We start from the raw sequence: 15,824 nt of genomic DNA on the forward strand, positions 1-15,824 counted from the left end.
GCCGTAACCGGGCTGGGGGGCCTGCGGCGGCTGGCCGTAGGGGCCCGGCTGGCCGTACGGTCCGGGCTGCTGGGGCTGCCCGCCGTACGGGCCCGGCTGGTTGTAGCTCATGTTCTGGGTTCCCCTCCAGATGCTTGTGCGTTCGACACATCCTGGCGCAGACCCGTCGTGTGCATGGCATCGGGGCCCCCACCGTTACAAAGGAAACGCGTTTCGGGACGGGGTAGTGACACCTCTAAACTGACCCCCGTGACCGAGAACGCTCAGCAGCAGCCACCAGCGCCCAGCACCGACCTGCCGACCCAGTACGCGCCGGCCGACGTAGAGGGGCCGCTGTACGAGCGCTGGGTAGAGCGGGGTTACTTCGAGGCGGACGAGAAGAGCGACAAACCGCCGTACACGATCGTCATCCCGCCGCCGAACGTCACGGGCAGCCTGCACCTCGGGCACGCCTTCGAGCACACGCTCATCGACGCGCTGACCCGCCGCAAGCGGATGCAGGGCTACGAGACGTTGTGGCAGCCCGGCATGGACCACGCCGGCATCGCCACGCAGAACGTCGTCGAGCGGGAGCTGGGCAAGGAGGGCAAGTCCCGGCACGACCTGGGCCGCGAGGCGTTCGTCGAGCGCGTCTGGCACTGGAAGGCCGAGTCCGGCGGACAGATCTCCGGTCAGATGCGCCGCCTGGGCGACGGCGTCGCCTGGACCCGTGAGCGCTTCACCATGGACGAGGGCCTCTCGCAGGCCGTCCAGACCATCTTCAAGCGGCTCTACGACGACGAGCTGATCTACCGCGCCGAGCGCATCATCAACTGGTGCCCGCGCTGCCTGACCGCCATCTCGGACATCGAGGTGGAGTACCAGGACGACGACGGCGAGCTGGTCTCCATGAAGTACGGCGACGGGGACGAGACGATCGTCGTCGCCACCACCCGTGCCGAGACCATGCTCGGTGACACGGCGGTCGCCGTCCACCCCGACGACGAGCGGTACAAGCACCTGGTCGGCAAGCTCATCAGGCTGCCGCTGACCGACCGTTCCATCCCGGTCGTCGCCGACGAGCACGTCGACCCCGAGTTCGGCACGGGTGCCGTCAAGGTCACCCCGGCCCACGATCCGAACGACTTCGAGATCGGCCAGCGCCACGACCTGCCCGCCATCACGATCATGGACGAGCACGCCGTCATCACCGCCCACGGCCCCTTCCAGGGCCAGGACCGGCTGGAGGCCCGCTCGGCCATCGTCGCCGCGCTGCGCGCCGAGGGCCGGATCGTCGCCGAGAAGCGGCCCTACGTCCACTCGGTCGGCCACTGCTCGCGCTGCAAGACGACGATCGAGCCCCGGCTCTCCATGCAGTGGTGGGTCAAGGTCGGCCCGCTGGCGAAGGCCGCCGGCGACGCCGTCCGCGACGGGCGCGTCAAGATCCACCCGCAGGAGATGGAGAAGCGCTACTTCGACTGGGTCGACAACCTCCACGACTGGTGCATCTCGCGGCAGTTGTGGTGGGGCCACCGCATCCCGGTCTGGTACGGCCCGAACGGCGAGGTCGTCTGCGTCGGCCCCGACGAGGAGCCGCCCAGCGGCGAGGGCTGGCGTCAGGACACCGACGTCCTCGACACCTGGTTCTCCTCCGGCCTGTGGCCGTTCTCCACGCTCGGCTGGCCCGAACAGACCGAGTCGCTCGCGAAGTTCTACCCGAACTCCGTCCTGGTCACCGGCTACGACATCCTCTTCTTCTGGGTCGCCCGGATGATGATGTTCGGCCTGTACGCGATGGACGGCACCCCGCCGTTCCACACCATCGCCCTGCACGGCATGGTCCGCGACCAGTTCGGCAAGAAGATGTCGAAGTCCTTCGGCAACGCGGTCAACCCGCTGGACTGGATGGACAAGTACGGCAGTGACGCGCTTCGCTTCACCCTCGCCCGCGGTGCCAACCCGGGCGTCGACGTCCCGATCGGCGAGGACTGGGTCCAGGGCTCGCGCAACTTCGCCAACAAGATCTGGAACGCCACGCGCTTCGCGCTGATGAACGGCGCTACGGTGGACGGCCCGCTGCCGGACCCGTCGAAGATGTCCTCGACGGACCGCTGGATCCTCTCCCGCCTCAACACGGTCGTCGCCGAAGTCGACGCGTTCTACGACGACTACCAGTTCGCGAAGCTGTCCGACTCCCTGTTCCACTTCGCGTGGGACGAGGTCTTCGACTGGTACGTCGAGCTGTCCAAGACGACGTTCCAGGCGGGCGGCGAGGCGGCCGAGGTCAGCAAGCGCGTCCTCGGTGAGGTCCTCGACGTCACGCTGAAGCTGCTGCACCCGGTGGTCCCCTTCGTCACCGAGACCCTGTGGACCACCCTCACCGGTGGCGAGTCGGTCGTCATCGCCGAGTGGCCCAAGGACAGTGGCTTCCGGGACGCCGACGCCGAGCGCGAGATCGAGAGCCTCCAGTCGGTCATCACCGAGGTCCGCCGCTTCCGCGCCGACCAGGGCCTCCAGCCCGGCCAGCGGGTCCCGGCCCGGCTGACCCTGGACGGCACGCCGTTCGCGGCGCACGAGGCCGCCATCCGCCAGCTGCTGCGGCTCCAGCCGGAGGGCGACGCCTTCACGGCCACGGCGACCCTGCCGGTCGCCGGCGCGGAGGTCGCCCTCGACCTCTCCGGCACGATCGACGTGGCGGCGGAGCGCAAGCGCCTCGCGAAGGACCTCGCGGCGGCGGAGAAGGAGAAGGCGCAGGCGAACGCCAAGCTCGGCAACGAGGCGTTCCTGGCGAAGGCTCCTGACCACGTGGTGGAGAAGATCCGCACCCGCCTGTCCAAGGCGGAGGAGGACATCGCCCGGATCCAGGCGCAGCTGGAGAGGCTGCCGCAGGCGTAAGGGTTCGTACGGTCGTAAAGGCCCCGGTGCTTGGCAGTGCCGGGGCCTTTACGCACTTCAGGAGCGCGGGGAACTGCGCGACAAGCCCCCGCAGACCCGCAGACAAGGGACGACACAAACCACCCCCGACCTATGTCACTGCCCCTCCGTAGACTGGCCCCGTGAGCGAGCTCCCTCCAGACCACAGCGCCGACGACCAGCCCGACCCCCTCGACACCTTCGACGAGATCATCGCGGAGGAGACCACCCGCGACCCCGACCTCGCCGTCATCGAAGCCGGCAGCCGAACCCTGCGCACCCAGGGCGGCCCCCCGGAGGCCGACATCCCGACCCGGCCCGCCGACCCCGAGGTCGACAAGGCCCTGCGCGAGGTGGAGGCGGAGCTCGCCACACGCTGGGGTGAGACCAAGCTGGAGCCCTCCGTCAGCCGAATCGCCGCGCTGATGGACGTGCTGGGAGAGCCGCAGCGGTCGTACCCGTCGATCCACATCACGGGGACGAACGGCAAGACCTCCACGGCCCGCATGATCGAGGCCCTGCTCGGCGCCTTCGAGCTGCGGACCGGCCGCTACACCTCGCCGCACGTGCAGTCGATCACCGAGCGCATCAGCCTGGACGGCGCCCCCATCTCGGCCGAGCGGTTCATCGAGACGTACCACGACATCAAGCCGTACATCGAGATGATCGACGGGCAGCAGGAGTACCGGCTGTCCTTCTTCGAGGTGCTCACCGGCATGGCGTACGCGGCGTTCGCCGACGCGCCCGCCGACGTCGCCGTCGTCGAGGTCGGCATGGGCGGCTCCTGGGACGCCACGAACGTGATCGACGGTGACGTCGCCGTCGTCACGCCCATAGACCTCGACCACACCGACCGGCTCGGCACCACGCACGCGGAGATCGCGGCGGAGAAGGCCGGCATCGTCAAGCAGGGCGCGACCGTCATCCTGGCGCAGCAGCCGGTCGACGCGGCGCAGGTGCTGCTGAAGAAGGCCGTCGAGGTGGACGCGACCGTGGCCCGGGAGGGCCTGGAGTTCGGTGTCGTGGACCGGCAGGTGGCCGTCGGCGGGCAGCTGGTGACGCTGCGCGGGCTCGGCGGGGAGTACCCGGAGATGTACCTGCCGCTGCACGGCGCGCACCAGGCGCACAACGCGGCCGTCGCGCTGGCCGCCGTGGAGGCGTTCTTCGGCGTCGGCGCGCAGCGGGCCGAGCAGCTGGACCTGGACACGGTCCGCAAGGCGTTCGCGGCCGTCGCCTCGCCGGGGCGGCTGGAGGTCGTGCGGCGTTCCCCGACCGTCGTGCTCGACGCCGCCCACAACCCGGCGGGCGCCCGGGCGGCGGCCGAGGCGGTCGGTGAGGCCTTCCAGTTCAGCCGGCTCATCGGTGTCGTCGGCGCGAGCGGCGACAAGAACGTGCGGGGGCTGCTGGAGGCCTTCGAGCCGGTGTTCGCCGAGATCGTGGTCACGCAGAACTCCAGCCACCGCGCGATGGACGCCGACGAGCTGGCCGGTATCGCCGTCGAGGTGTTCGGCGAGGAGCGCGTCCAGGTCGAGCCGCGGCTGCCCGACGCGCTGGAGGCCGCGATCACGCTGGCCGAGGAGGAGGGCGAGTTCGCGGGCGGCGGTGTGCTCGTCACCGGTTCCGTCATCACCGTCGGCGAGGCCCGACTGCTCCTGGGGAGGGGCTGAGATCCCGTGCGTACGCTCTGTTCTTCGACGCTGATCGGCGAGTTCTTCATCATCGGCTTCGCCGGTCTGGTCGCCATGAAGGACCCCGACCTGTCCATGACGACCGTGTGGACGGTCAGCGGTGTCGCGATGTTCCTGTGTCTGGTGCTGTGCGGCCTGGTGACGCGCCCGGGCGGGGTCGCGCTCGGCTGGGCGTTGCAGATCGCGCTCATCGCGTCGGGCTTCGCCGTGCCGATGATGTTCTTCCTGGGCGCGATCTTCGCGGCCCTGTGGTGGGCGTCGGTGCACTATGGGCGGAAGGTGGACGAGGCCAAGGCGAGATTCGCCGCCCAGGCCGGCTCCTCCACACCTGACGCTGCGTAACAGGCGCCCCGACACGCCGGGTAACCTCGTCTCACCGCACAACCTTGATGCATAAGGAGCCCGTCGTGAGCCAGCGCACCCTCGTCCTCCTCAAGCCCGACGCCGTCCGTCGTGGCCTGACCGGCGAGATCATCAGCCGCATCGAGCGCAAGGCGGGCTGGACGATCACCGCGCTGGAGCTGGGCACCCTGGACCAGGACACGCTGGAGCAGCACTACGGCGAGCACAAGGGCAAGCCCTTCTACGAGCCACTGGTGGAGTTCATGGCCTCCGGCCCGGTCGTGGCGATGATCGTCGAGGGCGAGCGGGTCATCGAGGGCGTGCGCCAGCTGGCCGGTCCGACCGACCCGATCGCCGCGGCCCCCGGCTCCATCCGCGGCGACTACGGCGTCATCGTCCGGGAGAACCTGATCCACGCCTCGGACTCGGAGGAGTCCGCCGAGCGCGAGGTGAAGATCTTCTTCCCGGGTCGCGCGTAAGGCGAACGGCGGGGGAAGCCCGGGGGCGGGAGTCTGGGAGCAGGGCTCCCGGACTTTCTGGCATATGCGTGGCGATCGAGGGAACGATGGTCCCCGAACGCCCGTCACCACAAGCGAACCCGTGCGGCATCTGCTGACAATGGCGGAGACCCTCCCGCAGTGTTCGCGAAGGCGCGTCTACGATGGAAGCCTTCACGTCACAGCACCCACCTTTGCCTACCTGATAAGCCCTCAAAAGCTAGTGGGAAGGCCAGACGAATCCTGATGGGGAACTCAATGTCGTTCATCGGCCGTGACATGGCTGTCGACCTCGGGACCGCCAACACGCTGGTGTACGTCAGGGGTCGCGGGATCGTACTCAACGAGCCGTCCGTCGTCGCGATCAACACCAACACCGGTGGCATCCTCGCGGTCGGTGCCGAAGCGAAGAAGATGATCGGGCGCACGCCCGGCAACATCGTTGCCGTTCGTCCGCTGAAGGACGGTGTGATCGCCGACTTCGAGATCACCGAGCGGATGCTCCGCTACTTCATCCTGAAGATCCACAAGCGGCGGTATCTGGCTCGTCCGCGGGTCGTCGTCTGTGTGCCCTCGGGCATCACGGGCGTCGAGCGCCGCGCCGTGATCGAGGCGTCGTCCCAGGCCGGCGCCCGCCAGGTGCACATCATCGAGGAGCCGATGGCCGCGGCCATCGGCTCCGGCCTGCCGGTCCACGAGGCCACGGGCAACATGGTGGTCGACATCGGCGGCGGCACCACGGAGGTCGCGGTCATCTCCCTCGGCGGCATCGTCACCGCACAGTCCATCCGTGTCGCGGGCGACGAACTGGACAACGCGATCATCCAGCACATCAAGAAGGAGTACTCCCTCCTGCTGGGTGAGCGCACGGCCGAGCAGATCAAGATCACGATCGGTTCGGCGTACGACCTCGACACCGACGAGCACACCGAAATCCGAGGCCGGGACCTGGTCTCCGGGCTGCCGAAGACCGTCGTCATCTCCGCGGCGGAAGTCCGCAAGGCGATCGAGGAGCCGGTCAACGCGATCGTCGACGCCGTCAAGACGACCCTCGACAAGTGTCCGCCGGAGCTGTCCGGCGACATCATGGACCGAGGAATCGTTCTGACCGGCGGCGGAGCGCTGCTGCGGGGCCTGGACGAGCGGCTGCGCCGGGAGACCGGCATGCCGATCCACATCGCCGAGGACCCCCTGGACAGCGTGGCGCTCGGTTCCGGAAAGTGCGTCGAGGAGTTCGAGGCGCTCCAGCAGGTGCTGGACGCCCAGCCGCGCAGATGACGTAACTCTTCGATTCCGCCGTACGGGACGATCTCCTCTCGTACGGCGGATCGTTGATATAGATGCATAAGCTCCCACAATGCAGCCCCTCGGGTTTCCCTGGGGTTTCCCGAATTCCTATGAGGAAGGGCACGGCCGCCGCACGTGAGGGACACACGAGAGAGTCGGCTGCTCCTGGTGCTGCTGATCGCCATCGCGTTCGCGTTGATCACGGTGGACATTCGCGGTGGGGAGGATTCCCCGGTCGACGGTGCCCGGCAGGGCGCGGCGACGGTCTTCGGCCCGATCGAGAACGGTGTGTCGGCCGCGGTCGACCCGGTCGGTGACGCGGTCTCCGCCGTCCGGGACTCGGGCGAGCGACACGACCGGCTCGCCGTGCTGGAGGAGGAGAACGCGGCCCTGAAGGCGCGGCTCGGCAGCGACGACCGCAGCCGCAGCCGCCTCAAGCAGCTCGACAAGATGCTGAAGATGTCCGGCCAGGGCCAGTACGGCATCAAGGGCGCCGAGGTCATCGCCATCGGAGCCGCGCAGGGCTTCTCCTGGACCATCACCATCGACGTCGGCGCCAACGACGGCATCAAACGCGACATGACCGTCCTGAACGGGGACGGGCTCGTCGGCCGGGTCACCACCGTCGGACCCAACACCGCCACGGTCCTGCTCGCCAGCGACCCCGACTTCACGGTCGGCACCCGGATGGAGGCCAGCGACGAGCTCGGCTTCGCCTCCGGGCAGGGCGACCGCCCGCTGCGCGTGGAACTCCTCAACGGCAAGGCGGAGGTGAAGAAGGGCGACCGTCTGGTCACCTTCGGCTCGCAGGCCGACCGGCCGTTCGTGCCCGGTGTGCCCGTCGGCGTGGTCTCCCGCGTCGACCCGTCCGGCGGCGGGCTGACCCGCACGCTCTACGTCACGCCGTACGCCGCCTTCAGCAAGCTCGACATCGTCGGTGTCGTCGTCGAGGCCCCGAAGAAGGACCCGCGCGACACGGTGCTCCCGCCCAAGCCGAAGCCGACGCCCAGGCCGACGGTGACGGTGACCGTGACGCCGTCCGCCGAGGCCCCCGCGGACGGCCAGAACCAGCAAGAGCAGTAGGAGCTGTCACCTCATGCGCGTCAACCGGATCCTGCTCTCCTCCGCCCTGGTCGTCGTCGCCCTGGTCATCCAGGTGAGCGTCCTCGCCCGCCTCCATCTGCCGGGCGCCGTGCCCGACCTGATGCTTCTCACCGTCCTCGGCCTGGCGCTGGTGTACGGCCATGTGGGCGGCGCCCTCGTGGGTTTCGGCGCCGGCCTGCTCGCCGATCTGGCCCCGCCCGCCGACCACGCCGCCGGGCGCTACGCCCTCGTGCTGTGCGTCATCGGCTATCTCGCGGGCCTGGTGAAACCGGAGACGGGCAAGCTGAAGTCCGCGACCGGCCCCATGGTCGTGGTGGTCGCCGCCGCCCTCGGCTCCACCCTGCTGTACGCCGGGGTCGGTGCCCTCGTCGGGGACACCGCCGCCCGCCATGTGGGCCTGGGCAGCCTGCTGTTCACGGCCGCGCTGTACGACCTGCTGCTCGCCCCGTTCGTCGTGCCGGGCGTCATGGCGCTGGCCAGACGCGCCGAGAACGATCCGCTCGCCGAGACCGGCTCCGCGGCCAAGGCCACGGACATCTCCTCCGGCTGGCTCTCCGGCGGCACCGGCCTGAAGGTCGGCAGCCAGCGGAACGGGCTGCGGGTGAAGGCGGCCCGGGCACGGATGGCGCGGGCGGGGCGCATCAAGGGGGTCAAGCGGCTGTGACCGCGGGAAATTTCACCCGAACGGGCCGGTCCGGTAGGAACGCGGGCTCCTGGGCCCGTCGTTCCTCACTCGTATCCGCACACACGTGCCCGGACAGACCTTCGCACCCGGGCCCGGCTTTGTACTCGCACATCCGTACGCGCACTGAGAGGGGGAGGCAGCCGCAGTGACCAACATCCCCGAGACCGGGCGGAACACACGGGTCCAGATCCGGCTCGTCGTCATCCAGGTCCTCGTCCTGTCCCTCCTGCTCACCCTCGGCGGACGCCTGTGGTACCTCCAGATCCGTGAGGGCGCGGCGTACGCCAAGGAGGCGTCGGGGAACCACGTTCAGCAGGTCGTCCAGCCGGCCGTCCGCGGCTCCATCCTGGACGCGCGCGGCGTGGCCCTCGCCGACAACGAGACACGACTGGTCGTCTCCGCCTCCCGCACGGACCTGCTGAAGATGCCGGACGACGGCAAGGAAGTCCTCGCCAAGCTCGCCGGAGTCCTGGGCATGACGCCCAAGGAGGTCCAGGAGAAGGTCCGGCTGTGCGACGCCAAGACGCCCCAGCCCTGCTGGAACGGCTCGCCCTACCAGCCCATCCCCATCACCGACGAGGCCACCCCCAAGCAGGCCCTCCAGATCCGCGAGCGCGCCGAGGACTTCCCCGGCATCACCGCCGAGCCCCAGGCCGTGCGCCGCTACCCGAGCCCGGGCAAGGCCAACACCGCCCAGGTCCTCGGCTACCTCTCGCCGGTCACCGACGAGGAGATCAAGAAGGCGCAGAACACCAACTCGCCGTATCTGCGCTCCGACCAGGTCGGCCGCTCCGGCCTGGAGCGCCAGTACGACAAGGAGCTGCGCGGCAAGGCCGGCGTCACGCGCTACGAGGTCGACAACCTCGGCCGCGTCATCGGCCAGGCCGAAGCCGACCCGGCCCACCCCGGCGACAACCTCGTCACCAGCATCGACGCCCGCGTCCAGCGGATCGCCGAGTACGAGCTGAACGAGGCCATGAAGCAGGCCCGCAAGGAGCACGACCGCAACACGGGCACGAACTACAAGGCCGACTCCGGTGCCGTCGTCGTCATGGAGGCCAAGACCGGCCGCGTCGTCGCGATGGCCTCCAACCCGACGTACGACCCGAACGCCTGGGTGGGCGGCATCTCCGCCAAGGACTACGCACGGCTCACCGGCAAGAGCTCCAACTACCCGCTGCTCAACCGCGCGATCCAGGGCCAGTCGGCGCCCGGCTCCATCTTCAAGGTCATCCCGACGGCCGCCGCGATCAACGCGGGCTACTCCTTCAACGGCCCCTACCAGTGCTCCAGCTCGTACTCGATCGGCGGCCAGGTCTTCAAGAACTTCGAGTCCAAGGGGTACGGCCCGATCAGCCTCGGCCGCGCCCTGGAGGTCTCCTGCGACACGGTCTTCTACCGGCTCTCCCACGAGGAGTGGAAGAAGGACGGCGGCACCAAGCCGAAGAAGAAGCCCAACGACTGGTTCTACAAGACCGCCCACCAGTTCGGCCTCGGCAAGGAGACCGGCATCGACCTGCCCAACGAGGTCACCGGCCGCGTCCCCGACCGCCAGTGGAAGCTGGACTACTGGAAGGCCAACAAGGACGCCTGGTGCCGCACCGGCAAGCGCAACGGCAGCTACGCCGAGAAGATCGCCTATGAGAACTGCCTCGAAGGCAACCGCATGCGCGCCGGTGACTCCGTCAACTACTCCATCGGCCAGGGCGACACCCTCGTCACCCCCATCCAGATGGCCACCATCTACTCGGCCATCTCCAACGGCGGCACCATGTACACCCCCTCCGTCGGCAAGGCCGTCATCAGCGCCGACGGCAAGACCGTCACGCCGATCAAGCCCAAGTCGCACGGCAAGCTGCCGATGACGCAGAAGACGCGCAGCGAGATAAGCGATGCCCTCGCGGGAGTCGCCACCCGCGGTACGGCCGCCTGGCGGTTCGGCGGCTGGCCGCAGGACAAGATCCCGATGCACGCCAAGACGGGTACGGCGGAGGTCTACGGCAAGCAGACCACCTCCTGGTTCGCCACGTACACCAAGGACTACTCGATCGTCATGACGATCTCCCAGGGTGGTACGGGCTCCGGCGCCTCGGGCCCCGCCGTCCGCAACATCTACAACGCGCTGTACGGCGTCTCCCCGGACGGCGACATCGACCCGAAGAAGGCGCTGCTGCCCACCCCGCAGAAGACCCTGCCCAAGGTCAAGACGGACGGCACCATCGCCTCCCCGAAGGTCCCCAAGGACCCGGCCAAGGACCAGCAGGCGAACAAGAAGGACCCGAACGCCCCGGCCGACCCGCTCCAGCCGGCGACGGCGGCCCCGCCGACGCCGGAGAACCGTGACACCCGAAGGCGCCGGCGCCGGCGGGGAAGCCGGAGGTTGCCGACATGACCGGCGGTGTGAAGAGCTTCCAGGTCTCCGGCTACGGCCCCGAGCGCTCCGGCTGGACCAGGCTCCTCGCCCGCGACTCGGTGGCGCGGCGCCTCGACTGGCCGATCCTGCTGTCGGCGACTGCCCTGTCCCTGCTCGGCACGCTCCTCGTCTACTCGGCGACCCGCAACCGCACGGAGCTCAACCAGGGCGACCCCTACTTCTTCCTCGTCCGGCACCTGCTGAACACCGGCATCGGCCTCGCCCTGATGGCCGGCACGATCTGGCTCGGCCACCGCGGCCTGCGCACGGCCGTGCCGATCCTGTACGGCCTCTCGGTCCTGCTGATCCTGCTGGTGCTCACCCCGCTCGGCTCCACGATCAACGGCGCCCACTCGTGGATCAAGCTCCCCGGCGGCTTCTCCCTCCAGCCCTCGGAGTTCGTGAAGGTCACGATCATCCTGGGCATGGCGATGCTGCTGGCCGCCAGAGTCGACGCGGGCGACAGGCAGTACCCCGACCACCGCACGGTCATGCAGGCACTGGGCCTGGCCGCCGTGCCCATGGTGATCGTGATGCTCATGCCCGACCTCGGGTCGGTCATGGTGATGGTCATCATCGTGCTCGGCGTGCTGCTCGCCTCCGGTGCCTCCAACCGGTGGGTGTTCGGCCTGCTCGGCACGGGCGCCATCGGCGCGGTCACCGTCTGGCAGATCGGAGTGCTCGACGACTACCAGATCGCCCGCTTCGCCGCCTTCGCCAACCCCGAGCTCGACCCGGCCGGCGTCGGTTACAACACCAACCAGGCCCGCATCGCCATCGGCTCCGGCGGCCTGACCGGCTCCGGCCTCTTCCACGGCTCGCAGACCACCGGCCAGTTCGTGCCCGAGCAGCAGACGGACTTCGTCTTCACCGTGGCGGGGGAGGAACTGGGCTTCCTCGGCGGCGGACTGATCGTCCTGCTGCTCGGCATCGTCCTGTGGCGCGCCTGCCGTATCGCCCGGGAGACCAGCGACCTCTACGGCACGATCGTCGCCGCCGGCATCGTCGCCTGGTTCGCCTTCCAGACGTTCGAGAACATCGGCATGACCCTCGGCATCATGCCCGTCACCGGCCTGCCGCTGCCGTTCGTGTCGTACGGCGGCTCGTCGATGTTCGCCGTGTGGATAGCGATCGGTCTGTTGCAATCCATCCGGGTCCAGCGCCCGATGTCGGCGTGAACACCGGCGGGGCGGCCCCCTGCCGCCCCGCCCCCGTGGCCACTAGATTCGGTCCATGGCGGACACCAAGCGCGAGATCGAGCGGAAATACGAGTCCGAGGACAGCGGACTTCCCGACCTGACCGGTGTCGCCGGGGTCGCGGCCGTGCTCGACAAGGGCGTCGCCCACCTCGACGCCACCTACTACGACACCGCCGACGAACGCCTCGCCGCGTCGTCCATCACCCTGCGCCGCCGCACCGGCGGCTCGGACGCGGGCTGGCATCTGAAGTTCCCCGTCGCCCCCGGCGTCCGCGACGAGATCCACGCCCCGCTCTCCGACACCCTCCCGGACGACCTCGCCGGGCTCGTCCGCTCCCGCGTCCGCGACGGCGAAGTGCTGCCCGTCGTCCGGCTGCGCTCCGACCGCGACGTACGCCACCTCGTCGACGCCGACGGCCGGCTGCTCGCCGAGGTCAGCGTCGACGCCGTACGGGCCGACCGGCTCACGGCCGGCGGCGGTGAAGCGCAGTGGACGGAGATCGAGGTGGAACTCGCCGACGGGGGAGACCCGGCCTTCCTCGACAAGGTGGAGAAGCGGCTGCGCAAGGCGGGTATACGGCCGTCGGCCTCGGCGTCGAAGCTGGCGCGGGCCCTGGCGGAGACGGCACCGCACCAACAGCGTGCGTCCGCCTCCGCCGGGCAACCGGAGACCGCCGCGGACCACGTCCTGGCGTACGTGCGCGCCCAGCGGGACGCCATCGTCGAGCTCGACCCGGCCGTGCGGCGGGACGTCGAGGACTCCGTGCACAGCATGCGCGTGGCCACCCGCCGGCTGCGCAGCACCTTCAAGTCCTACGGCGAGATCCTCGACCGGACCGTCACCGACGCCGTCGGCGACGAGCTGAAGTGGCTGGCCGGTGAGCTGGGCCTGGACCGGGACCGCGAGGTGCTCACCGAACGCCTGACGGCGGCCCTCGACGAGGTGCCGGCCACCCTGGTCCGCGGCCCGGTCGCGGAGCGGCTGCACACCTGGGCGAGAACCGAGCACGGCGGCGCCCGAGCCCGGCTCATCGGCGTTCTGGACTCCCGCCGCTACCTCGCCCTGCTCGACAGCCTGGACGCGCTGATCGCCGATCCGCCGCTGCGGAAGGCGGCCGGCAAGAAGCCCCGCAAGGCGATCGCCAAGGCCGTGAAGAAGGACTTCCGCAAGGTCGCCGGGCTGGTCGAGCGGGCCGTGGAACTGGAACCCGGCACCGACCGCGATGTCGCGATCCACGAGGCCCGCAAGAAGACCAAGCGCGCCCGCTACGCGGCGGAGGCGGCCCGGCCTGCCCTCGGCAAGCCGGCCAAGGACCTAGTCAAGTCCATGAAGGCCCTCCAGACCCTGCTCGGCGAGCACCAGGACAGCGTGATGGCCCGGCAGGCACTGCGCGAGCTGTCGGCGGTCGCTCACGCGGCCGGGGAGAACGCCTTCACCTACGGCCTGCTCCATGAGCGCGAGGAGCAGCGGGCGGTGCGCGTGGAGACCGAGCTGCCCGGATTCTGGGAGCGGACCAAGGGCGGGGCGGAGGGCCTTTGATCTTCCGCGCGTACGGAGGTGCGGCCCGATCGCGTTAGTCTGGATGGTCACCCTGTCCGTTCAGTCCAGCTCACGAAGGTGCGCGACATGCCTGCCGAAGTCGCTGCGTCGGTGTTCCCGCAGCTCGAAGCTCTGCTCCCGTACGTGCAGAAGCCGATCCAGTACGTCGGCGGAGAACTCAACTCCACGGTCAAGGACTGGGACTCCTGTGACGTCCGCTGGGCGCTCATGTACCCGGACGCCTACGAGGTCGGCCTGCCCAACCAGGGCGTCCAGATCCTCTACGAGGTGCTCAACGAGCAGCAGGGCGTCCTCGCCGAGCGCACCTACAGCGTGTGGCCGGACCTCGAGGAGCTGATGCGGGAACACGGCGTCCCGCAGTTCACGGTGGACAGCCACCGGCCCGTGAAGGCCTTCGACGTGCTCGGCCTGTCCTTCTCCACGGAGCTGGGCTACACGAACATGCTGGCGGCCCTGGACCTCTCCGGGATCCCCCTGGAGGCCAGGGACCGCGGCCTGGACGACCCGATCGTCATGGCCGGCGGCCACGCCGCGTTCAACCCCGAGCCGATCGCGGACTTCATCGACTGCGCGGTGATCGGCGACGGCGAGCAGGCCGTCCTGGAGGTCACCGCGATCATCCGTGCCTGGAAGGCGGAGGGCCGCCCCGGCGGCCGCGAGGAGCTGCTGTTCCGCCTGGCGAAGACGGGCGGGGTGTACGTGCCCGGCTTCTACGACGTCGAGTACCTGCCGGACGGCCGTATCGCCCGCGTCGTACCGAACCGCAGCGGTGTCCCGTGGCGTGTCTCCAAGCACACGGTGATGGACCTCGACGAGTGGCCGTACCCCAAGCAGCCCCTGGTCCCGCTCGCGGAGACGGTCCACGAGCGCATGTCGGTGGAGATCTTCCGCGGCTGCACCCGCGGCTGCCGTTTCTGCCAGGCCGGCATGATCACCCGCCCGGTCCGCGAGCGCTCCATCACGGGCATCGGCGACATGGTCGAGCAGGGCCTGAAGGCGACGGGCTTCGAGGAGGTGGGCCTGCTGTCCCTCTCCTCGGCGGACCACTCGGAGATCGGCGACATCGCCAAGGGCCTCGCGGACCGCTACGAGGACGACAAGATCGGCCTCTCCCTCCCGTCCACCCGCGTGGACGCCTTCAACATCGACCTGGCGAACGAGCTGACGCGCAACGGCCGCCGCTCCGGCCTCACCTTCGCCCCCGAGGGCGGCTCGGAGCGCATCCGCAAGGTCATCAACAAGATGGTCTCGGAGGACGACCTGATCCGCACGGTCGCCACCGCCTACGGCAACGGCTGGCGTCAGGTGAAGCTGTACTTCATGTGCGGCCTGCCGACGGAGACCGACGACGACGTCCTCCAGATCGCCGACATGGCGACGAAGGTCATCGCCAAGGGCCGCGAGGTCTCGAAGTCCAACGACATCCGCTGCACGGTCTCGATCGGCGGCTTCGTCCCCAAGCCCCACACCCCCTTCCAGTGGGCCCCGCAGCTGTCGGCGGAGGAGACGGACGCCCGCCTGGAGAAGCTGCGGAACAAGATCCGCGGCGACAAGAAGTACGGCCGCTCCATCGGCTTCCGCTACCACGACGGCAAGCCCGGCATCGTCGAGGGCCTGCTGTCCCGCGGCGACCGCCGGATCGGCGCCGTCATCCGCGCGGTCTACGACGACGGCGGCCGCTTCGACGGCTGGCGCGAGCACTTCTCGTACGACCGCTGGATGCGGTGCGCCGAGAAGGCGCTGGCCCCCTTCGGCGTCGACGTCGACTGGTACACGACCCGTGAGCGCACGTACGAGGAGGTCCTCCCCTGGGACCACCTGGACTCCGGCCTCGACAAGGACTGGCTCTGGGAGGACTGGCAGGACGCCCTCGACGAGACGGAGGTCGAGGACTGCCGCTGGACGCCGTGCTTCGACTGTGGGGTGTGTCCGCAGATGGACACGCAGATCCAGATCGGCCCGACGGGGAAGAAGCTGCTGCCCCTGACGGTCAAGAACGCGGCACCGGCGCCGAGCGGGCACTCGCACTGAGGTGAGTGACGCACTCGTTGGGCAGGAGGCCGCGCTTCACAACCGCGTACCGAGGCCGGGCCACCCCATCAGCCCTGGAAAGTGAAGGGTGGCCCGGCTGGGGACACGCACGGTCTGCTGGCGGC

General features: G+C 69.5%; 11 protein-coding genes. All 11 read left to right on the forward strand.

The genetic code is table 11. From position 1 onward, the window contains the following. Positions 1-249 precede the first annotated feature (249 nt). The 11 genes from CA983_RS11520 to CA983_RS11570 all read left to right on the forward strand — a co-directional run bounded on the left by CA983_RS11520 (position 250) and on the right by CA983_RS11570 (position 15,699). Positions 250-2,874, forward strand: a complete 2,625-nt coding sequence (locus CA983_RS11520) for a valine--tRNA ligase (RefSeq protein ID WP_086600793.1) — start codon at positions 250-252, stop codon at positions 2,872-2,874. A gap of 161 nt (positions 2,875-3,035) precedes the next feature. Next, positions 3,036-4,559, forward strand: coding sequence for a bifunctional tetrahydrofolate synthase/dihydrofolate synthase (gene folC, locus CA983_RS11525; protein ID WP_086600794.1), 1,524 nt, complete (start codon positions 3,036-3,038; stop codon positions 4,557-4,559). A 6-nt stretch (positions 4,560-4,565) separates the two neighbouring features. Next, complete coding sequence (locus CA983_RS11530) at positions 4,566-4,922, forward strand: DUF4233 domain-containing protein (protein WP_086600795.1); 357 nt, start codon at positions 4,566-4,568, stop codon at positions 4,920-4,922. Positions 4,923-4,987: 65 nt separating this feature from the next. After that, a complete protein-coding gene (gene ndk, locus CA983_RS11535) occupies positions 4,988-5,401 on the forward strand; it encodes a nucleoside-diphosphate kinase (RefSeq protein ID WP_086600796.1) in 414 nt (137 codons plus the stop codon). A gap of 276 nt (positions 5,402-5,677) precedes the next feature. Next, positions 5,678-6,697 carry a rod shape-determining protein gene (locus CA983_RS11540; RefSeq protein ID WP_006133575.1) on the forward strand — a complete coding sequence of 340 codons (1,020 nt, stop codon included), beginning with the start codon at positions 5,678-5,680 and terminating at the stop codon, positions 6,695-6,697. Positions 6,698-6,841: 144 nt separating this feature from the next. Beyond that, entirely contained in the window at positions 6,842-7,789 is a 948-nt protein-coding gene (mreC, locus tag CA983_RS11545) for a rod shape-determining protein MreC (protein ID WP_086600797.1), read from the forward strand. A 13-nt stretch (positions 7,790-7,802) separates the two neighbouring features. After that, positions 7,803-8,474 carry a rod shape-determining protein MreD gene (gene mreD / locus CA983_RS11550; RefSeq protein ID WP_086600798.1) on the forward strand — a complete coding sequence of 224 codons (672 nt, stop codon included), beginning with the start codon at positions 7,803-7,805 and terminating at the stop codon, positions 8,472-8,474. 166 nt (positions 8,475-8,640) lie between these two features. Next, the gene (gene mrdA, locus CA983_RS11555; RefSeq protein ID WP_086600799.1) at positions 8,641-10,887 is read left to right on the forward strand and encodes a penicillin-binding protein 2; all 2,247 of its coding nucleotides are present in this window, start codon (positions 8,641-8,643) and stop codon (positions 10,885-10,887) included. Continuing rightward, positions 10,884-12,086, forward strand: a complete 1,203-nt coding sequence (rodA, locus tag CA983_RS11560) for a rod shape-determining protein RodA (protein WP_086600800.1) — start codon at positions 10,884-10,886, stop codon at positions 12,084-12,086. The genes mrdA and rodA overlap by 4 nt, the downstream gene beginning before the upstream one ends. A 55-nt stretch (positions 12,087-12,141) precedes the next feature. Continuing rightward, positions 12,142-13,647: a CYTH and CHAD domain-containing protein gene (locus CA983_RS11565; protein WP_086600801.1), complete on the forward strand. Its 1,506-nt coding sequence runs from the start codon at positions 12,142-12,144 to the stop codon at positions 13,645-13,647. Positions 13,648-13,734: 87 nt separating this feature from the next. Continuing rightward, entirely contained in the window at positions 13,735-15,699 is a 1,965-nt protein-coding gene (locus tag CA983_RS11570; RefSeq protein ID WP_086600802.1) for a TIGR03960 family B12-binding radical SAM protein, read from the forward strand. Positions 15,700-15,824 lie beyond the last annotated feature (125 nt).

The organism is Streptomyces swartbergensis, from assembly GCF_002148965.1.
GTDB lineage: Bacteria > Actinomycetota > Actinomycetes > Streptomycetales > Streptomycetaceae > Streptomyces > Streptomyces swartbergensis.

Coding starts and splice junctions, on each gene's coding strand:
- CA983_RS11540 (WP_006133575.1), top strand. CDS start 5,678: ATGTCGTTCATCGGCCGTGACATGGCTGTCGACCTCGGGACCGCCAAC.
- mreD (WP_086600798.1), top strand. CDS start 7,803: ATGCGCGTCAACCGGATCCTGCTCTCCTCCGCCCTGGTCGTCGTCGCC.
- rodA (WP_086600800.1), top strand. CDS start 10,884: ATGACCGGCGGTGTGAAGAGCTTCCAGGTCTCCGGCTACGGCCCCGAG.
- CA983_RS11565 (WP_086600801.1), top strand. CDS start 12,142: ATGGCGGACACCAAGCGCGAGATCGAGCGGAAATACGAGTCCGAGGAC.
- CA983_RS11570 (WP_086600802.1), top strand. CDS start 13,735: ATGCCTGCCGAAGTCGCTGCGTCGGTGTTCCCGCAGCTCGAAGCTCTG.